Source organism: Vibrio sp. V31_P5A7T61, from assembly GCF_009904895.1.
GTDB lineage: Bacteria > Pseudomonadota > Gammaproteobacteria > Enterobacterales > Vibrionaceae > Vibrio > Vibrio metschnikovii.
Genome location: NZ_WXWI01000060.1, coordinates 1 through 19,979 on the forward strand (window position 1 = coordinate 1; position 19,979 = coordinate 19,979).

The following is a 19,979-nucleotide window of genomic DNA, read 5'->3' on the forward strand; positions in this document are numbered from 1 at the left end:
TCCAACAGAACGATAATGAATTGACTGTGCCGATAGTGCTAAAAGCGCTATCAATTTGGTCACTCAGTTCATTGAAACCGAAGTGCTTATTGCTAAGCATTTTGATTATCATCAACGAGTGCCCACACAGATTGATTGGTTTAAATTGTTAAAGAGCTGGCTTGCGAATCTCTCGTTGAGCTTCGAAGCGGAGGTGAATTCTAGCGAGTTAATCTGAAGAGTCAAACACTTTTTCAAATTTTCTTTTTTAGAAGCTTTCCCTCAACCAACACTGCCTGAAGCCTTGCGGCATCTGCCGTGTCAGTGAGGTCGCATTATAGGGAGCCTGGTTAACTTGGCAAGTGCTTTTTTTGCTTTTTTTGTTATTTTTAGCTTAAAAGGCTAATTATTGCTCAGAAAAGCCATTTCTAGTACTATTCTTAGCTTGTTTACTGCAATTTAAGCCTGTTAAGGATGGTTTGATGAGTTCTATCCGAAGTTATAAAGGGGTATTACCGACGCTAAATGAACGTGTCTATATAGATAACAGTTCTGTATTAGTTGGCGATATCACGATTGAGAATGATGCCAGCATTTGGCCTTTAGTCGCTGCACGTGGTGACGTCAACCATATCCGTATCGGTGCACGCACCAATATACAAGATGGTAGCGTTTTACACGTCACCCATAAAAATAGCCACAATCCTAATGGTTGTCCGTTACTGATCGGTAATGATGTCACCATCGGCCATAAAGTCATGCTGCACGGCTGCACCATTCACGATCGGGTTCTGGTGGGAATGGGCTCTATTATTCTTGATGGGGCAGTCATTGAAAGTGACGTCATGATAGGTGCGGGTAGCTTAGTACCGCCCGGAAAAATCTTAGTCAGTGGCTATCTGTACGTAGGAAGCCCAGTGAAACAAGCCCGTAAGCTGACTGAAGGGGAACAACAATTTTTACTGCAATCAGCGAGTAACTATGTACAAACCAAAAATGAGTACTTAGCTGAACAATCGCAAATCTAGCTATATCATTGCTCTAGATCTATTGACCTTTCGTTCGAGCCCTCCCATGAGGTGTTTACGGTTTTAGCACCTCAATCATACCTGCTGAAGTAAAACACTCTTCCTCAATTAGCTGCTCCGCTCGTTCTTCAATATCAAAACGCCACTCACTAAAAACCGTCAGTGCCTGCTGTGGAGTGGTCATCGTCACCCCAGACCAAGATTGCAGCTCAGATAGAGAAATAAAACAACGGATAAGCGCACCACTCTGCTGCGCGGAAAACTCAACCGCTTGCTGCTGCTCATTCCACTGTTGATCATCGGTAAATAAAATTGCTTGGTTCATACACCACCAGATAAATTTTTTCTTAATTCACGTAGCACTTGCTTAGTCCCTGGGCGTAACCCTCGCCATAACATAAAGCTTTCTGCTGCTTGTGCGACTAACATGCCTAGCCCGTCATAAACTGAATGGCATCCTTGTTCCTTAGCCCACTGATTAAACGCCGTTGGTTGCTTGCTGTACATCATGTCGTAAGCAATGCTACGCGGGCTAAAAATAGTCTCAGATACCTGCGGTCGCTCTCCGTCCAAGCTGGCTGAGGTCGAGTTAATGACAAGATCAAACGGCGTATACCGTTGACTCATTGGTTGGGCGATCACGGCGCCATAAACAGAAAACTGCTGTGCAAGACCTTCCGCTTTGGATAATGTCCGGTTAGTGATCACAATAAGCTCGGGCTGTTGGTCTAATAGCGGCTTGATAACGCCTCGAGCTGCCCCACCCGCACCAATTAATAAAATCTTCGCCCCAGTCAACGGAACTTGATGCTGCAGCAAGTCTTGAACCAAACCTTCTCCATCGGTGTTATCACCGAGCACTTCTCCATCATCCAGTTTTTTCAGAGTGTTGACGGCACCAGCTAATTGCGCTCGCTCTGTTAAACGATCCGCCAGCTGAAAGGCCTGCTCTTTAAACGGTACGGTCACATTGCAACCTTTACCGCCATGAGCAAAAAATTCGTTGATCGCTTGCTCAAAACCATCAATCGCTGCCATCTGCGCCGTGTAGTTCATGCTTTGATTGGTTTGACGTGCAAACAAGCCATGAATAAAGGGCGATTTACTGTGCCCAATCGGATTGCCAAAGACGGCATAACGATCGTGTTGATATTCCATGTCATTAACCTAAATTAGCCAAAGTATCTTTTCAGACCCTATCACTGCGTTGATTTTCTGTCACCAATCGCGTGGTACTAAAAATTCCGCCAATTTCGCCTCTGGGCTATTCGGCTCTGGCTGGTAATTGTATTCCCAGCGCACTAACGGTGGCATCGACATCAGTATTGACTCGGTACGCCCTCCAGTTTGCAGCCCAAATAACGTCCCTCGGTCATAAACTAAGTTAAATTCCACGTATCGACCACGGCGATATAACTGAAATTGCCGCTGCGCTTCACCATAGGCCGTATCTTTACGTCGCGCAACAATCGGTAGGTAAGCTTCGGTGTATCCTTTACCAACCGCTTGCATATAGGCAAAACACTTGGCAAATGGCCATTGGTTTAAGTCGTCGAAAAAGAGCCCACCCACACCGCGAGTTTCATTACGGTGCGGTAAGAAGAAATAGTCATCACACCAAGCCTTATGTTCAGCATAAACCTGATCACCAAAAGGCGCGCATAAGGTCCGCGCTGTGGCGTGCCATGCTTGCACATCCTCTAAAAATGGGTAAAACGGCGTTAAATCAAAGCCTCCACCAAACCACCAAATGGGCGTTTCTCCCTCTTTTTCGGCAATAAAAAAACGCACGTTGGCATGAGACGTCGGCACATAAGGGTTATGAGCGTGCATCACTAACGACACACCCATTGCTTCAAAGCGACGACCAGCTAATTCCGGGCGATGTGCGGTGGCCGATACGGGCATCTGTTGACCGGTGACATGGGAAAAATTAACGCCGCCTTGCTCAAAGACTTGACCTTCTTTCATCACTCGTGTTCGCCCACCACCACCTAAGCGTTCGCCCGGCTCCCGATGCCAGATTTCTTCGACAAACTTGGCCTTGCCATCGGCCTGTTCTAATTGCTGGCAAATACTGTCTTGTAACTCAAGCAAAAACTGCTTTACCGCTTGCTTATCAATGTCTGGCATCGTCGATTTCCTTGCTTAACCTTGTCTTAAAATTTGACCCGTTTTCGCGTCACGAATTTCACTCGGTTTATTTCTACCACCCGTTTCACCGCGTAAAATAGCTGGCAGGTGCTCACCCAGTTGCTGCTCAACTTGCTCAGTGGTCATACACGGCGGCAGCCCTGTTAAATTAGCACTGGTCGAGGTAAGCGGTTTACCGAACGCATTACATAACTGTTGTACTAGTGGATGATCGGTGACTCGCACCGCAATCGAGTCAAACTGACCGCTGACCCATGACGAGACTTTCTGACTAGCAGGCATCACCCATGTAACGGGTCCCGGCCAAGTCGCATGAATCGTCGCCAATTGTTCTGCGCTTAGTTGGCTTTCATCAATATACGGCAACAATTGCTGATAAGAGGCCGCAATCAAAATCAAGCCTTTTTCTACCGGTCGCTGTTTCAGCGTGAGTAGTTTTTCAATGGCTTGCGGGTTATCCGGATCGCATCCGACACCGAACACCCCTTCGGTCGGATAGGCAATAACATCACCATTACGTAATGCCTGTAAACAAAATTGAAAATTATCCACGATACCTTTCTCTTGTGACATTTAATCGACTCACTGAGTTTACAAATTCTGGCTGAAACAGGCTAAAGCTATTTAATGACAAATGGTATCTTTGGCAAAATAACCATGACGCAAACGTTTTCCTAAGAAAAAAATACTCGTATAATGCGCGCAAATAACCCATTCACCCTAATGTGATGATGTTTGAAGGAGTTTACAATGAAAGTGGCGATTATTATGGGTTCGAAATCCGATTGGCCAACCATGAAGCTAGCCGCAGAGATGTTGGAGCAATTTGGGATCGATTATGAAACCAAGGTGGTGTCTGCTCACCGAACTCCTCAACTACTGGCTGATTATGCTAGCAGCGCTCAGCAACGAGGCATTAAAGTTATCATCGCCGGCGCCGGCGGTGCAGCGCATTTACCAGGCATGACCGCGGCGTTTACTAGCTTACCGGTACTCGGCGTACCAGTGCAGTCAAAAGCGCTGAATGGCATGGACTCATTACTCTCCATCGTGCAGATGCCAAAAGGCATTGCGGTCGGGACGCTGGCTATCGGTGAAGCGGGAGCCGCTAATGCTGGCTTATTAGCCGCACAAATCCTAGCCACACATGATCAACATATCATGGCGAAAATCGATGCCTTTCGTTTAGCGCAAACCGAAACCGTGCTCGCCAACCCCAATCCAGCAGAGGACTAATCACATGCAAGTTTTAGTCTTAGGGGCTGGCCAATTAGCCCGCATGATGGCGCTAGCAGGCACTCCGCTGAATATTGAGATCCATGCGTTTGATGTAACAACCGGTAATATCGTGCAGCCGATCACGGGGCAAGTCATCGGCCAAGGGCTGGCTCTGGCCATTGACCAAGCGGATGTGATTACCGCTGAATTTGAACATATTCCTGATGATGTACTTGAGCAATGTGCGCAAAGTGGCAAGCTGTTACCGAACCAAACGGCCATCAAAGCTGGTGGCAATCGGCAGCGTGAAAAAGTATTGCTTCAGCAAGCTGGCGTCAATAGTGCGCAATACGCCATCGTACACTCTCGTGACGATTTGCTCACTGCTATCGAAACCATTGGACTACCGATGGTATTAAAAAGCACTCTGGGTGGTTATGATGGCAAAGGTCAATGGCGTCTCAAACAAGCGCAAGATATTGATAACATTTGGCCCGAGCTACAAGACTGCTTAGCAAGCTCAGCGCAACAAACCATCATTGCAGAGCAATTTATCGCTTTTGATCGCGAAGTCTCGCTGATTGGCGCTAGAGGACAAGATGGCAGCATAGTGACCTATCCCCTGACGGAAAATGTGCACACCAATGGCGTGTTGAGTTTATCCACCTCGTTGGATGATCTCGCGCTACAACAACAGGCCGAAAGCATCTTTCGCGCGGTAGCTGAGCAATTAGACTATGTGGGCGTACTGGCTTTAGAATTTTTTGATATCAGCGGGCAGCTATTGGTCAATGAAATTGCTCCTCGAGTGCATAACTCCGGTCACTGGACACAACAAGGTGCCGAAACCTGTCAATTTGAAAACCATTTGCGCGCCGTATGCGGTTTACCATTGGGTAGCACGCAACTGATCCGCCCGACAGCGATGATTAACATCTTAGGCCTTGATAGCCTGCCGGACGCGTTGCTTGCGATGGAAAGGTGTCATGTCCATTGGTATGGCAAACAAAAACGCCCGGGGCGTAAAATGGGCCATATTAATATCAGTGCCGATTATAGCGGTGAACTGCAAAGACGCCTTGCACGCCTCAGCCAGCTATTGGATAAAGAGGATTTTCCTGCGCTGCACAAAGATGATTAAACGCTGACTCATCGCCTAAAACCACGCCAGCCACACATTAGGCTGGCGGTGGTGATAACAGCCCCTAATACCTTCAGCAGATCGATGACTGCTCAGCTTGCTGATAAGCCTTAGCGACTTCTTCGGCGATAATCTGAATACCTTTTTGCATTTCCTGATCATCTTGCACGTAGTTCATCCGTAGACATTGATGAGCATGTGACCAGTCTTCCTGCTGCCCAATAAAGAAATATTCACCAGGAACAACCAATACTCCTCGTGCTTTAAGACGCTGATACAGCGCCATAGTGCTGATCGGCAATTCATCAAACCACAGCCATAGGAAAATCGCCCCTTCAGGTTTGTGAATGCGAAAGCGCGGGTCAGGTATCGCCTGCTGAAGTAACTTCACCGCGGTTTGTGATTTTTGTTGATAAAATGGGCGAATAACTTCGTCACTCAAGCGCAGTAAATCCCCTCGTTCAATCATATGTTGAGCTATCGCGGGGCCAACACTGCCGGGGGCTAAACTAATAATGCCATTCATATTGGTTAAAGCTTGAGTCACCGTTTCATTGGCTATCACAATGCCGCAACGTACGCCTGGTAATCCAAGTTTGGATAAGCTCATGCATAAAATGGTATTGTCATTCCAAAACGGTTCAACCTGTTCAAAAATGATATTGGGGAATGGCACACCATAAGCATTATCTATGATCAACGGAATACCATTATCCCGCGCTAACTGATCGAGCTTATGGATCTCATCTTCGGTCAAGACATTACCCGTCGGGTTGGTGGGACGAGAGGCGCAGATCGCCGCGATGGAGGAATCGACCGTTAACTGGTTAAAGTCGACATGGTATTTGAATAACCCATCATCAAGCATTTCAATCTCGGGGCGATAAGAGATAAACAGATCGTCATCAATCCCTGCATCGCCATAACCAATGTATTCCGGAGCCAACGGCAGTAAAATCTTCTTATGCGATCCATTGGGCTGCTGACCGGCGAATAAGTTAAACAGATAGAAAAAACCACTTTGGCTACCATTGGTTAAGCTGATGTTTTTCTGACTAATTTCCCAGCCATAAGTCGTTTTTAGTAGCGCAGCGAGTGATTTAACGAAACGATCTTTGCCTTGTGGTCCATCGTAATTACTCAACGCAGCGATCAGCTCACCATTACTCAGCATCTCAGCGCTGGTTTGATGAAAATAGTCGATCATCGCTGGTATTGCGGCAGGATTTCCGCCACCGAGCATGATGGCTCCTGGTGTGCGCAGACCATCGTTTAAATCATCCATTAATTGAGTAATACCGGAATACTGATTAAATTTTTCACCAAATTTTGAAAACTGCATTGCTGACTGCCTAATTCATGATTGTATTTGCTTGCTTAAAGGAGCATAAAACGATGCCATGCTCATCGATCAATCTTTGAACATACCGTAACGCTTTTACCTATCAAAGTACTATTTTTGAACGCCTGAGTATTCAATTGAAAAAAAGCCCAACTGATTAGAGTTGGGCTTCAATCACAAACCGTATGGTTTATTGCTAATCATTACTTTTGTAACAGAGAAATATCAGCAATTTGCAGGAATAAATTGCGTAAGTCGTTAAGCAAAGTTAAACGGTTTTGCTTTAGCGCTTCATCGTCAGCCATCACCATCACGTTATCAAAGAACGCATCAACGGGTTCACGTAGTGAGGCCAATTGACTCAACGCTTGTTGATAGTTACCCGAGGCAAACGCAGGCTCTAACGCTTCGCTCATCACCGCCACGTCTTGTGCCAAGGCTTTTTCTGCCGGCTCTTGCAGCAAGGCGAGATCAACATCAGCAGGCAACTGACCAGCAAATTTCGCGAGAATATTACCAACCCGTTTATTGGCTGCTGCCAACGCTTCTGCCGCTTCAAGTTCACGGAAGTGCGACACGGCTTTTACCCGCTGATCGAAATCAGCCGGCTTGGTTGGACGACGCGCCAACACCGCTTGAATAACATCAACACTAAAGCCTTCGTCTTGATACCAAGCGCGGAAACGACCCAGCATAAATTCAATCACATCGTGTTCAACCGCTTGATTAGTCAAACGATCACCAAAGAGGGATTTCGCTTTCGCGACTAAATCCACTAAGTCAAGCTTGTAGCCGTATTCAACGATGATCCGCAGCACACCTAAAGAAGCGCGGCGCAAAGCAAAAGGATCAGAACCTTTTGGTGCTTGGCCAATCCCGAAAATACCGACGATGGTATCCAGTTTATCTGCCATCGCTAGCGCAGAAGAAACCCCATCACTCGGCAACTGATCACCAGCAAAGCGCGGCATATACTGCTCGTTCATCGCCAATGCTACCGCTTCTGGCTCACCATCATGACGCGCATAATGCATACCCATTACGCCTTGAGTGTCGGTAAACTCAAACACCATTGAGGTCATTAAATCACATTTAGCGAGCAAGCCTGCACGTTTAGCTTGTGCAACGTCAGCGCCAATTTGCTCTGCAATATAACCGGCTAACTCCGTGATTCGGTCGGTTTTATCTTTAATTGTGCCCAATTTCTGCTGGAAAATCGCCGTTTCAAGCTGTGGTAAGCGATCAATCAGCTTGCTCTTGAGATCGGTATTAAAGAAGAATTCAGCATCAGCCAAACGTGGACGTACCACCTTTTCGTTACCTTCGATAACGTGGCGTGGCTCTTTAGACTCAATGTTGGTCACAAAGATAAAGTTGGGTAAGAGTTGCTTATTAGCGTCATACACTGGGAAGTATTTTTGGTCACCTTTCATGGTGTACACCAACGCTTCCGATGGCACATTGAGGAATTTCTCTTCAAATTTTGCCGTTAAAACCACCGGCCATTCCACTAATGCGGTGACTTCTTCCACTAAATCGTCGTCAAGTTCCGCAATACCACCCACTTGTTGGGCCGCTTGCTGAGCACCCGCGATGATCGTCGCTTTACGCGTCTCATAGTCGGCAATCACTTTACCGCGTTGCTCTAAAATGTCTGGATACTGCTGGGCGGAGTCGATGGTAAATTCTTTCTCACCCATAAAACGGTGACCACGAATGGTGCGTGCTGAAGCCACGCCTAAAATTTCGCCGTCGATCAACTCATCACCAAGCAGAATGGTCAAGGTTTTTACTGGACGAATAAATTGAGTCTCTTTATCGCCCCAGCGCATTGGCTTAGCGATAGGCAAGTTGGCCAATGCTTTGGCAGCCAGCTCAACGACAATCGCTTTCGCCGCTTGACCTTTCACTTCTTGTTTGAACAGCAACCACTCACCTTGCTCAGTTTTGAGGCGATCGGCTTGCTCAACGGTAATCCCATTACCACGCGCCCAACCTTGTGCTGCTTTAGTCGGGTTACCTTGTGCATCAAAAGCCACAGACACCGCAGGTCCACGTTTTTCTAGAACTTTATCCGCTTGCTTTTCGGCAAGATTAGCGACTTTCAGCGCCAAACGGCGCGGGGTCGCAAACCATTTTATGCCGTCATGAGTCAACTCTGCCGCGGCAAGTTCTGTACTAAAATTGGCGGCAAACGCTTCAGCTAAAGTGCGCAGCTGCTTTGGTGGTAACTCTTCTGTACCCAGTTCGATTAGAAATTCTTTGGCCATGTTATTTATCCTCACCCTTTTTACACATTGGGAAGCCTAGCGCTTCGCGAGAGGCGTAATACGCTTCAGCAACCGCTTTAGTGAGGTTGCGGATACGCAGGATATAACGTTGGCGCTCAGTCACCGAAATCGCCTTACGAGCGTCAAGCAGGTTAAATGCATGACCCGCTTTTAAAATCCGCTCATAAGCCGGTAGTGGCAGTGGTTTTTCAAGCTCAAGCAGGTATTGACACTCTTTCTCGCACTGATCGAAGAAAGTGAACAGAAAATCCACATCCGCGTGTTCAAAGTTGTAGGTTGACTGCTCTACTTCATTTTGATGGAAAATATCGCCATAGGTTACTTTACCTAATGGACCATCTGTCCAGACTAAATCATAAACAGAATCAACACCCTGAATATACATCGCCAGACGTTCAATACCGTAAGTGATTTCCCCGGTTACTGGTTTGCACTCAAGACCACCAACTTGTTGGAAGTAAGTAAACTGGGTTACTTCCATACCGTTAAGCCATACTTCCCAGCCTAATCCCCATGCGCCTAAGGTTGGGTTTTCCCAGTTATCTTCGACGAAACGAATATCGTGAACCAGCGGGTCAACACCCAATACCTCAAGTGATCCAAGATACAGCTCTTGAATATTATCCGGTGATGGTTTGATGATGACTTGAAATTGATAGTAGTGCTGTAGGCGGTTCGGGTTTTCACCATAACGACCGTCGGTTGGACGACGAGAAGGTTGAACATACGCCGTGGCGATAGGCTCTGGGCCGATAGCTCGCAGGCATGTCATTGGGTGAGAGGTGCCTGCACCAACTTCCATATCTAATGGTTGAACAATGGTACAGCCTTGTTGGGCCCAATAATCCTGCAGCGCGAGGATCATACCCTGAAAGGTTTTGATATCGTATTTTTGCATAGTCAGGTTCGCGCGATTCTTCTGTTTGAATTGATAAGAAATAGCGAACAAGTATACCGAGATATTCGCTCAGCGAGTAGGGGTAATCTTGCTTAATTAATGGTCAAAAATCCCTTTTAGGGCAATTTACACCATGGATTGTGGCAAATTATCCCAAAAATAAGCCTTGAGGTCATTTGAGACTTGAGATTTTTTAACAGCCTGATTAGAATTGCGCCGTCTTTGGGGAGTAGCTTGCCGGTAAGAGGGTTTAATCTTAACGGTTCGTTCGTCAACATGATTGGTGCCAAATCACCATGGCGTCCGAGGCTAAAATCATTTTAGCTGAGCAAGACCTTAGGCAAACAACGCGAACCGGGGTGGGGCGTGGCGTTTGTCTATGGTTATTATAATTATCCCGCCCCATTGAGCCTGTCGTGAGCGTATTAGCTATTTCAATTACTACCGTCGCCTTAGCTGAAATTGGCGATAAAACCCAACTGCTTTCTCTACTGTTAGCCAGTCGATACCGAAAACCGATTCCGATCATTGCGGCGATATTTCTCGCTACGCTAGCCAATCATGCCTTAGCGGCTTGGTTAGGCGTCGTCGTGGCCGATTATTTGTCGCCCGAGATATTAAAATGGGTCTTGGTGGTGAGCTTCTTAATCATGGCTGGCTGGGTGTTGATTCCCGATAAACTGGATGATGAAGAATCGATTTCTAACCGTGGGCCTTTTGTCGCCAGCTTTATCGCCTTTTTTATTGCTGAAATCGGCGATAAAACCCAGATAGCCACTTCCATTTTAGGCGCTCAATACGCTGATGCTTTATTGTGGGTCATTTTAGGCACCACAATTGGTATGCTGTTGGCTAATGTCCCTGTCGTAGTGATCGGTAAATTATCGGCCAATAAACTACCACTAGCCCTGATCCGAAAAATCACCGCGATTTTATTTGTCGGCTTAGCGATTGGCGCAGCGCTATTTTAAGACCCAACAACTGAGCTTTTTCGATAAAAATTGTTAGCACTGGATCACGCTCTTGATGAAAAGCGATTAAGAGCGTGATGTTCGCCATATTCGTATCACTATTGCCGTGCTAGGTTAAACCTATCGTGGTGCGGTAAGAGGGTTAATTATGCTGACACGCTATACAGGAATGACCGCCAAAAGTCAGAGCTACTTATTCACTTTTGGCTTTCTACTCACCTTATTAGGTATGACGTTAACCAATATGTGGCTGCCGATGGTCGCCGGAGCGATTATTATGGCTGCTCTGACTGTCGAAGCTTGGATCCGAGTCGCCTACATCATTCCAATGCATAACGAATTAAGGACTTTGCAGCAACAAGTCAATAAACTGCAAGCTGAAATCCGAGCGATTGAGTACCAAGAATAAACTTCATCCGCAATCAGCAGATATAATCAACATTCATGCTGGTTACTCTAGAAATGATAAGGTAGGGCGCATCATATTGCTGCCTTACTTTTATCGACTAAATTCCCATCCATCATCGTTGCCAAAGACTTCAAAACTAGACTAAACCTTTTTTGATCAAGTACTGGTAAGGCAACTGCTCGGTTTGCTGCGCCAACAGTTGATGATCCATAAAGCGGCAAAAACTGGGGATATCTCGAGTCGTGGAAGGATCATCCGCCATCACCAATAACACATCGCCAGCTTGCATGGTGCGAATGGTCTTTCGCACCATCATTACTGGTTCAGGGCAACGCAGTCCTTGCGCATCAAGGGAATGGGTCGCTAATGTTGAGTCAAATGTCATGCAAAAACCTAATCGAGTAGCAAAATAAGGCGTAGATAATACGGCTGGAGAAAAAATATTCAATAATCACTTGGCAAAATCAATCCTATCGACTAAATTTATTAACAGTCATTTAACTGACCATTAACAAAAATCTCCGATAATAACGCTTTAATTTTTCTTGGGCTTCCCCGCTGTATGGCGGGATTTTTTTTGCTATTTACCTAAGCGCAAAACTAAGACACAACAAATCGCTCAGCGTCTTAGTTTTGATTAATCACGGCTATCTTCTATTAGAGTTTAATCACTACTCGGCCAGTCACTTGGCCTTGCGTAATCGCCTGTGCAAATTCAGGCACCTGCTCAAGAGTGATCTCGTGGCACGCTTGCGCAAAATAACTGGCAGGTAAATATTGCGAGAGACTGTGCCATGCTGCGACACGTTTTTCTGGTGGACAAGAGACGGAATCGACGCCTTGCAAGCGTACATTACGTAAAATAAATGGCATCACTGTCGTCGGTAAATCAAAGCCACCCGCTAAACCACACGCCGCAACGGTGCTATTGTAATCCATTTGCGCTAACACTTTGGCTAATACTTTGCTGCCTACGGTATCAATCGCCCCAGCCCAAAGCTGTTTTTCCAGAGGACGAGCGTGCTCTTCAAACTCAACCCGATCAATAATTCGACTGGCACCGAGTTTTTCGAGTAGTGGGCCATTTTGTTCAACACGACCAGTGACCGCCGCAACTTTATAACCTAGATTAGCTAATAGTGTTACTGCAACAGAACCAACACCGCCACTGGCACCAGTAACGAGGATTTCACCTTGTTCAGGTTTAATGCCTGCATCTAACAGAGCTTGAACACAGAGCATAGCGGTAAAGCCCGCAGTGCCAATCATCATTGCTTGTTTACTGTCCAACCCAGAAGCTAACGGCACGAGCCAATCGGCTTGCAAACGAGCCTTTTGTGCCATACCGCCCCAATGATTTTCACCCACGCCCCATCCGGTTAACACCACTTGGTCACCGCTTTGGTAGCGAGCATCCTTAGACTCAATAACCGTACCCGCTAGATCAATCCCTGGAACCATAGGGAAATCACGAATAATTTTACCTTTGCCAGTAATCGCCAACCCGTCTTTATAATTGAGTGAAGAGTACTCCACGGCAACCAAAACTTCGCCATCAGGCAATTGAGTATCATCGAGTGATTCGATGGTCGCGGTTGTGGCTTTTTCTTGTTGGTTGAGGATTAGCGCTTTAAACATTCGGATCTCCTTGCTGATAATTAACAATGTAGACGTGGTGCCATAATCGATGAACTCACCATAACGACAATAAAAACATGAGCTTCAATTCAAATAGCCACAGTATACGTAAACCTCGGCAGTAATGATTGGGTGCATAGTTAGATTACCGATACCATGATCACAAAGCTATACCCAAACGACTTTAAGTTGCAGGTAGGCGGTAAGTGAGTGAATCCCCATAAGTATAGGCAAATGATGTGATTGGGGGCCAACACCGCTGCAGATTCAAGTAGGAAGGGAATAATCGACAAAAAATGCCAGTCATTGGACTGGCATGCTGAACTTTAACTCAGTTAAGATAGAAAAAAATGATACGCGGAATTATTGGTTTCATCTTTATATTGATAACCCAGCTCATAAAGATGAGCAGAAAAACGCGCTAAGTCGCTCTCTTCCAGTTCAAAACCACACAGTACCCGACCATAATCCGCACCATGATTACGATAATTAAATAAGCTAATATTCCAATGGGTGCCTAAGGTACTCAAAAATTTGAGTAATGCACCTGGGTATTCTGGAAACTCAAAGCTGTACAAGCGCTCTTTGAGCGGCTTCGAAGGTTTACCACCGATCATGTAACGCACATGCAGCTTAGCCATTTCATCGTCAGACAGATCGACCACCGGATAACCGCCTTGACGCAAATCATGGATAATATGCTGCAGCTCCTCTTGACCGCCTAACAAACGTACGCCAACAAAGATATTAGCCAGCTTGTCATCGTTATAGCGATAGTTGAACTCGGTGACCGCACGGCCGCCGATAATATGGCAAAACTCAAAAAATGCGCCTTGGCGTTCAGGTATCGTCACCGCCAAAAGTCCTTCACGCTTTTCACCCAACTCACAACGTTCAGAAACATAACGTAAACCATGAAAGTTAGTATTGGCACCCGATAACACCGTACCAAGCTGCTTATCCACTAACTGGTGCTGTTCAGCAAACTTCTTCAATCCAGCTAAGGCTAAAGCTCCAGAAGGCTCGGCAATCGCGCGCGTGTCTTCGAAGATATCTTTAACCGCCGAGCAGATTTCATCACTTGATACCGTAATGTGGCCATCAATGTATTGCTGGCATAAACGGAAGGTTTCATCACCAATCCGCTTCACCGCCACACCATCGGCAAACATGCTGACTTGATCAAGTACCACAGGTTGACCGGCATCTAAAGCGGCTTTTAAACACGCCGAATCTTCTGGCTCGACGGCAATCACTTGAATATCAGGCATCAACTGCTTGATGAGTACCGCCACTCCTGCGGCTAACCCACCCCCACCCACCGGCAGAAAAATATAATCGAGATGACCATTTTGCTGCAGCATCTCCATACCAATCGTTCCTTGACCTGCAATCACCAGTGGGTGATCAAAAGGCGGCACAAAAGTATAGCCATGCTGAGCGGCTAATCGTTCCGCTTCTGCTTTCGCTTCATCAAAGTTATTGCCATGCAAAATGACCAGACCACCGAATCCACGTACGGCTTCGACTTTAATATCTGGGGTGGTTTTGGGCATCACGATCGTGGTTTTAATGCCTAATTTAGTCCCAGATAACGCCATACCCTGCGCATGGTTACCCGCGGAGGCAGCAATCACCCCAGCGTGTTTTTGCTCATCGGATAAGCTCGATACCATATTATAAGCACCGCGCAATTTAAATGAGTGCACGGGCTGACGGTCTTCTCGTTTTAACTGCACACGGTTTTGAATACGCGCCGATAGGCGCGGCATTGCTTGTAATGGCGTCACTAACGCCACATCATAGACCGGTGCACGCAAAATTTGCCGTAAATACTCCGCGCCCGTTTGCTTACTGGCACTCATCCGCTAGCCCTCGAGTTTCGATTTATCTCGCACCGCGCCTTTATCGGCACTGGTCGCCATACTCGCGTAAGCCTTGAGTGCTAAAGAGACTTCACGCTGGCGATTCACGGGCTTCCAGCCACGCTTATCTTGCGCAGCTCGACGCTCAGCCAGCTCCGCTTCTGAAACCTGCAAGCTAATCGAACGATTCGGAATATCAATCGCAATCATATCACCGGTATTGACCAAACCAATCGTGCCACCATTAGCGGCTTCAGGAGAGACATGGCCAATCGACAAGCCAGAAGTACCACCGGAAAAGCGGCCATCGGTCAATAACGCACAAGCCTTACCAAGCCCCATCGATTTAAGATAGGTGGTTGGATAAAGCATCTCTTGCATGCCTGGGCCACCTTTCGGACCTTCGTAGCGAATCACTACCACATCACCAGCTTTAACTTGGCCACCTAAAATACCTTCTACGGCAGTATCTTGGCTTTCAAACACAATCGCCGGACCAGTAAAGGTTAGATTGTCTTCATCGACACCCGCAGTTTTCACAATACAACCGTCAAGGGCAATGTTGCCACGAAGCACCGCCAAACCACCATCTTGACTAAAGGCGTGGGCTTTACTGCGAATGCAGCCTGAGGTGCGATCATCGTCTAATCGATCCCAGCGACAAGATTGTGAAAACGCCTTGGTGGTACGAATGCCAGCAGGGCCAGCACGGAAAAAGTCGAGCACCGCTTGATCGTCAGTTTGCATGATGTCGTATTGCGTTAATTGCTGCTGCAAGGTCATCCCCAACACAGTATGGGTTTGATTATCGATCAATCCTGCGCGATCCAATTCGCCTAAAATTGCCATGACGCCTCCAGCGCGATGGACATCTTCCATGTGATATTTCTGAGTCGACGGTGCCACTTTACAGAGATGCGGCACTTGGCGTGACATGCGGTCAATATCCGTCATATCAAAATCAATCTCACCCTCTTGCGCCGCCGCTAAGAGGTGTAAAACCGTATTGGTAGAACCGCCCATAGCAATATCCAGCGCCATGGCATTTTCAAACGCCGCTTTATTAGCAATATTACGTGGCAACGCCGAGTGATCGTCTTGCTCGTAGTAACGCTTGGTCAGTTCGACAATCCGCTTGCCCGCATTGATAAATAACGCTTCGCGATCGGCATGAGTCGCCAGCATCGAACCATTACCAGGCTGTGAAAGCCCTAATGCTTCGGTTAAACAGTTCATGGAGTTAGCGGTAAACATGCCCGAACAAGAGCCGCAAGTCGGACAAGCCGAGCGCTCAATTTGCTGGCTTTGCTCATCAGAGACGGTCGGGTCTGCCCCTTGAATCATCGCATCGACCAAATCAAGCTTGATAATTTGATCGGACAATTTGGTTTTGCCCGCTTCCATCGGGCCGCCAGAGACAAAAATCACCGGAATATTTAAGCGCAGCGCCGCCATCATCATTCCCGGGGTGATTTTGTCACAGTTCGAGATACAGACCATGGCATCGGCACAGTGCGCATTAACCATGTACTCGACAGAGTCTGCAATCAGCTCGCGTGATGGCAGTGAATACAACATGCCGCCATGGCCCATGGCGATACCATCATCCACCGCGATGGTATTAAATTCTTTGGCGATACCGCCGGCTTTTTCAATTTCACCCGCCACCAATTGCCCCATGTCTTTAAGATGCACATGGCCCGGTACAAACTGGGTAAACGAGTTGACCACCGCAATGATCGGCTTTCCAAAATCTTCTTCTTTAACCCCGGTCGCACGCCATAATGCGCGAGCGCCCGCCATATTACGACCATGAGTAGTGGTCGCTGAACGATACTTTGGCATTATCGGTTATCCCCTATGACTGCTTCTCTGAGTACACATAATCCAACCAACCCCATTTATCTTCTGTGGTGCCGTTGAATAAGCCAAAGTACGCCTCTTGCATCACTTTAGTGATTGGTCCGCGTTTACCTTCACCTACCGTAATTTGATCGACACTGCGTACTGGGACAATTTCCGCTGCCGTTCCGGTCATGAAAATTTCATCCGCCAAATACAGCGCCTCACGGGCAATATTCACTTCACGCACTTCGTAGCCCATGTCTTTGGCAAGGGTCATGATCGAATCGCGGGTAATGCCAGGCAGAATGGAGCTGGTCGTTGGCGGAGTCAGCAGTACGCCATTTTTGATCACAAAGATATTTTCGCCTGCACCTTCAGATAAATAGCCATCCACGCTTAAGGCAATACCTTCGGCATAGCCATGACGACGCGCTTCACCGCCAACAAGCAAAGAGGATAAGTAGTTACCACCCGCTTTAGCAGCGGTTGGAATGGTATTCGGCGCAGCGCGATGCCAACTAGAAACCATCGCATCGACGCCATTTTCTAGAGCTTCATCGCCTAAATAAGCACCCCAAGGGAAAGCTGCGATGATCAATTCCATTTCCGTATTCACTGGTGGACAAACGCCAAGTCCGACATTGCCCACAAAACCCAACGGGCGAATGTAAGCCGAATCAAGCTTATTAATCCGCAAGGTTTCGCGCGTTGCTTCCATGATTTCGTCAATCGTATAGGGAATTGGAAAGCGATAAATTTTTGCCGAATCTTTCAGACGCTGAGCATGCTCGCGATGACGGAAAACGATTGGGCCTTTTGGTGTGTTATAGCAACGCACGCCTTCAAATACCGAGGTACCGTAATGCATTGCATGGGTCAGGACATGAACATTAGCGTTTGCCCATGGCACCATTTCACCGTTAAACCAAATGTAATCTGCTGTTTTTGTTGCCATTGCTTGCCTTCCTTATGCACAAATCTTTTGTTGTAAATTGTTGTTAGGGAGTTCGTCGAGGTTTAAAGGGGTAACGTCGACACTACGAATATCCCATAATTTTTCAATTTGGTTAACCAAAGTGCTGATCGGCCGATCGCTATCGACAATAATTTCAACACTGGCGACCTGACTAATATGGTTTTGGGTTGCCGCCACTTGTCTGATAGTAAAGCCGCGATGACGCACCACCCGCAGAACACGCTCTAATAGGACCGGTTTATCATCGGCTTTGATGTCTAATAAATATCTTTCCATTAGGTGTTCTCCAACATATCACTATTTGAGGCGCCGGGTGGTACCAACGGCCAAACATTTTCTTCTTCATCGATCAAAACATGCAATAAGTAAGCGGTTTTACTGGCAAGCATCTCTTGCAATGCTGGTTCCACTTGCTCTTTTTTGGTGATGGTCTTACCTGGGATACCGAAGGCTTGGGCCAGCATCACGAAGTCTGGGTTGTCATCCAAAATCGTTTCACTATGACGACCATCAAAAAACAGCGATTGCCATTGACGGACCATGCCTAAACGTTGGTTATCGAGTAACACCATTTTCACTGGGATTTGACGCCGCTTGAGCGTGCCGAGCTCCTGAACATTCATCATGAAAGAGCCATCACCAGAGATCAGAATAGATTGGTCGTCTGGACGAGCCACCGCTGCGCCCATTGACGCGGGTAGTCCAAAACCCATCGTGCCAAGGCCAGCCGAAGTAATGAAGTTTTGTGGCGCTCGGGGCTGAATATGCTGCGCTGCCCACATTTGATGCTGACCGACATCGGTGGAAACCATCGCACTATCAGGCATCATATCGGAGAGTTGCTTCAGTAGCAGTGGCGCAAAAATCATCTCGCCGGGATGGTCATAACGCCAAGTAAAATCGCAGCGTAAACTTTCACTGTAATCAGCCCATGATGAAATATCATGGTTTAACTCCAGTTGTGGAAGAATGCGATTAATATCGCCACGCAAAGCCACATTGGCTCGGCGCAATTTATTAAATTCAGCGGCATCAATATCGATATGAATGACTTTCGCATGCGGTGCAAAAGTATCTAGCTTGCCGGTGACTCGGTCATCAAAACGCGCACCAACCACAATCAATAAATCACTCTCTTGAACAACTAAGTTGGCGGCTTTGGTACCATGCATACCCAACATACCCAGATAATGCGGGTCATGCCGTTCTATCGTACCGAGCCCTTTTAAGGTACTCACTGAAGGCATAGGATTTAAACGCAAGAACTCACGCACTGTCGCTGTGGCTTTCGCCAATTGCACGCCACCACCCACATACAACACTGGATGCTGACTGGCAGACAATAGCTGCTGCGCTGCTTGCAATTGCTCTGGGCAAGCTTCCGGCATCGCTGGTGGTGTGAACACAGGAAACTCTGAACTTGGCGCTTGGGCTAACTGAACATCTTTCGCGATATCAACGATAACCGGCCCCGGACGACCGGTTTTCGCCACCTCAAACGCTTCAGCCAGTGTCGCGGCTAATTCACCAATATCGGTCACCAGATAGCTGTGCTTGGTACAAGAGAGCGACATCCCTATCACATCCATCTCTTGGAAAGCGTCGGTACCTATGTGTGAGCTTGCTACTTGACCTGTGATCGCTACTAGAGGAACCGAATCCAGAAATGCATCCGCAAGGCCAGTGACTAAATTGGTCGCTCCAGGTCCCGAGGTTGCCATACAGACCGCCACGCTTTGGGTTGAGCGAGCCATACCAATCGCCGCCATCGCCGCCCCTTGCTCGTGGCGACAAAGGATATGCTCCACTCCGCCATCATACAGCGCATCATAAATAGGCATGATGGCACCACCAGGGTAACCAAAAACGGTTTTGATGCCCTGTTGCTGTAAGGCGGCAACGACAAGTTGTGCTCCCGTCATTGTACCCCTCCTAAAGCGCGCGTTGCGCCGTTAACATTGTTGTGTTTGCACTTCATGTGCCGCTCCCATTCTTCCTGTCCATATCTGGTTGGATAATCACCGATCAGATTGCACGATGTCGTTAGATAGTTGAAAAAAAACCCCCGAACTTCTCAGTGCGGGGGTCTTTTTAAATTTGTGTGTTATTTTGCGCCCACAAGCCCCCGCGCCGTCATAATAATGACCACGATCAGCAGGTTAATTAGTGCGTTAATGCGAGCGTTAAAATTCATAATAATCGTTCTATATGTTGCCGTACTGAG

General features: G+C 47.2%; 19 protein-coding genes. 5 read left to right on the forward strand and 14 right to left on the reverse strand.

What is annotated here, in order from left to right; all coding sequences use genetic code 11:
* Window positions 1-461: 461 nt before the first annotated feature.
* Window positions 462-1,007: a gamma carbonic anhydrase family protein gene (locus tag CAG58_RS13885; protein ID WP_161425909.1), complete on the forward strand. Its 546-nt coding sequence runs from the start codon at window positions 462-464 to the stop codon at window positions 1,005-1,007.
* Window positions 1,008-1,062: 55 nt separating this feature from the next.
* Here the strand turns inward: CAG58_RS13885 and CAG58_RS13890 are convergent, their stop codons facing one another.
* From CAG58_RS13890 to CAG58_RS13905, 4 genes are read right to left on the reverse strand one after another with little or no spacing between them, the layout of a single operon-like run.
* Window positions 1,063-1,332 carry a DUF1488 domain-containing protein gene (locus CAG58_RS13890; RefSeq protein ID WP_004397613.1) on the reverse strand — a complete coding sequence of 90 codons (270 nt, stop codon included), beginning with the start codon at window positions 1,330-1,332 and terminating at the stop codon, window positions 1,063-1,065.
* Window positions 1,329-2,165 (reverse strand): shikimate dehydrogenase, encoded by an 837-nt coding sequence (gene aroE / locus CAG58_RS13895; RefSeq protein WP_158144533.1) that lies wholly within the window; start codon window positions 2,163-2,165, stop codon window positions 1,329-1,331. The genes CAG58_RS13890 and aroE overlap by 4 nt, the downstream gene beginning before the upstream one ends.
* Before the next feature lie 60 nt (window positions 2,166-2,225).
* Window positions 2,226-3,140 carry an oxygen-dependent coproporphyrinogen oxidase gene (gene hemF / locus CAG58_RS13900; protein WP_161425910.1) on the reverse strand — a complete coding sequence of 305 codons (915 nt, stop codon included), beginning with the start codon at window positions 3,138-3,140 and terminating at the stop codon, window positions 2,226-2,228.
* Window positions 3,141-3,155: 15 nt separating this feature from the next.
* Window positions 3,156-3,713, reverse strand: coding sequence for an L-threonylcarbamoyladenylate synthase (locus CAG58_RS13905; protein ID WP_161425911.1), 558 nt, complete (start codon window positions 3,711-3,713; stop codon window positions 3,156-3,158).
* Window positions 3,714-3,911: 198 nt separating this feature from the next.
* Between CAG58_RS13905 and purE the strand changes: the two genes are divergently transcribed.
* Window positions 3,912-4,397, forward strand: coding sequence for a 5-(carboxyamino)imidazole ribonucleotide mutase (gene purE, locus CAG58_RS13910; protein ID WP_161425712.1), 486 nt, complete (start codon window positions 3,912-3,914; stop codon window positions 4,395-4,397).
* A gap of 4 nt (window positions 4,398-4,401) precedes the next feature.
* Window positions 4,402-5,520: a 5-(carboxyamino)imidazole ribonucleotide synthase gene (locus CAG58_RS13915; protein ID WP_161425713.1), complete on the forward strand. Its 1,119-nt coding sequence runs from the start codon at window positions 4,402-4,404 to the stop codon at window positions 5,518-5,520.
* Between the two features lie 73 nt (window positions 5,521-5,593).
* Here the strand turns inward: CAG58_RS13915 and CAG58_RS13920 are convergent, their stop codons facing one another.
* The 3 genes from CAG58_RS13920 to glyQ form a co-directional block, all read right to left on the reverse strand.
* Window positions 5,594-6,862, reverse strand: coding sequence for a valine--pyruvate transaminase (locus tag CAG58_RS13920; RefSeq protein ID WP_161425714.1), 1,269 nt, complete (start codon window positions 6,860-6,862; stop codon window positions 5,594-5,596).
* Window positions 6,863-7,065: 203 nt separating this feature from the next.
* Complete coding sequence (glyS, locus tag CAG58_RS13925) at window positions 7,066-9,132, reverse strand: glycine--tRNA ligase subunit beta (protein ID WP_161425254.1); 2,067 nt, start codon at window positions 9,130-9,132, stop codon at window positions 7,066-7,068.
* A 1-nt stretch (window position 9,133) separates the two neighbouring features.
* Window positions 9,134-10,051, reverse strand: coding sequence for a glycine--tRNA ligase subunit alpha (gene glyQ, locus CAG58_RS13930; RefSeq protein ID WP_004397605.1), 918 nt, complete (start codon window positions 10,049-10,051; stop codon window positions 9,134-9,136).
* Window positions 10,052-10,467: 416 nt separating this feature from the next.
* Here glyQ and CAG58_RS13935 point away from each other — a divergent pair, with 416 nt between their 5' ends.
* Together CAG58_RS13935 and CAG58_RS13940 are read left to right on the forward strand one after the other, a co-directional pair.
* Window positions 10,468-11,022: a TMEM165/GDT1 family protein gene (locus CAG58_RS13935; protein ID WP_115152667.1), complete on the forward strand. Its 555-nt coding sequence runs from the start codon at window positions 10,468-10,470 to the stop codon at window positions 11,020-11,022.
* Window positions 11,023-11,170: 148 nt separating this feature from the next.
* On the forward strand, window positions 11,171-11,431 hold the full coding sequence (locus CAG58_RS13940; RefSeq protein ID WP_040905811.1) for a hypothetical protein: 261 nt from the start codon (window positions 11,171-11,173) through the stop codon (window positions 11,429-11,431).
* A gap of 136 nt (window positions 11,432-11,567) precedes the next feature.
* Here the strand turns inward: CAG58_RS13940 and tusA are convergent, their stop codons facing one another.
* The 7 genes from tusA to ilvG all read right to left on the reverse strand — a co-directional run bounded on the left by tusA (window position 11,568) and on the right by ilvG (window position 19,677).
* Window positions 11,568-11,816, reverse strand: a complete 249-nt coding sequence (gene tusA / locus CAG58_RS13945) for a sulfurtransferase TusA (RefSeq protein WP_040905808.1) — start codon at window positions 11,814-11,816, stop codon at window positions 11,568-11,570.
* Between the two features lie 272 nt (window positions 11,817-12,088).
* Window positions 12,089-13,069: an acrylyl-CoA reductase (NADPH) gene (gene acuI / locus CAG58_RS13950; RefSeq protein WP_161425255.1), complete on the reverse strand. Its 981-nt coding sequence runs from the start codon at window positions 13,067-13,069 to the stop codon at window positions 12,089-12,091.
* Between the two features lie 335 nt (window positions 13,070-13,404).
* The gene (gene ilvA / locus CAG58_RS13955) at window positions 13,405-14,934 is read right to left on the reverse strand and encodes a threonine ammonia-lyase, biosynthetic (RefSeq protein ID WP_161429688.1); all 1,530 of its coding nucleotides are present in this window, start codon (window positions 14,932-14,934) and stop codon (window positions 13,405-13,407) included.
* A gap of 3 nt (window positions 14,935-14,937) precedes the next feature.
* Window positions 14,938-16,779: a dihydroxy-acid dehydratase gene (ilvD, locus tag CAG58_RS13960; RefSeq protein WP_161425258.1), complete on the reverse strand. Its 1,842-nt coding sequence runs from the start codon at window positions 16,777-16,779 to the stop codon at window positions 14,938-14,940.
* Between the two features lie 13 nt (window positions 16,780-16,792).
* Window positions 16,793-17,734: a branched-chain-amino-acid transaminase gene (ilvE, locus tag CAG58_RS13965; protein WP_004397593.1), complete on the reverse strand. Its 942-nt coding sequence runs from the start codon at window positions 17,732-17,734 to the stop codon at window positions 16,793-16,795.
* Window positions 17,735-17,746: 12 nt separating this feature from the next.
* Window positions 17,747-18,031 (reverse strand): acetolactate synthase 2 small subunit, encoded by a 285-nt coding sequence (ilvM, locus tag CAG58_RS13970; RefSeq protein ID WP_004397591.1) that lies wholly within the window; start codon window positions 18,029-18,031, stop codon window positions 17,747-17,749.
* Window positions 18,031-19,677: an acetolactate synthase 2 catalytic subunit gene (ilvG, locus tag CAG58_RS13975; protein WP_161425259.1), complete on the reverse strand. Its 1,647-nt coding sequence runs from the start codon at window positions 19,675-19,677 to the stop codon at window positions 18,031-18,033. The genes ilvM and ilvG overlap by 1 nt, the downstream gene beginning before the upstream one ends.
* Between the last annotated feature and the right edge of the window lie 302 nt (window positions 19,678-19,979).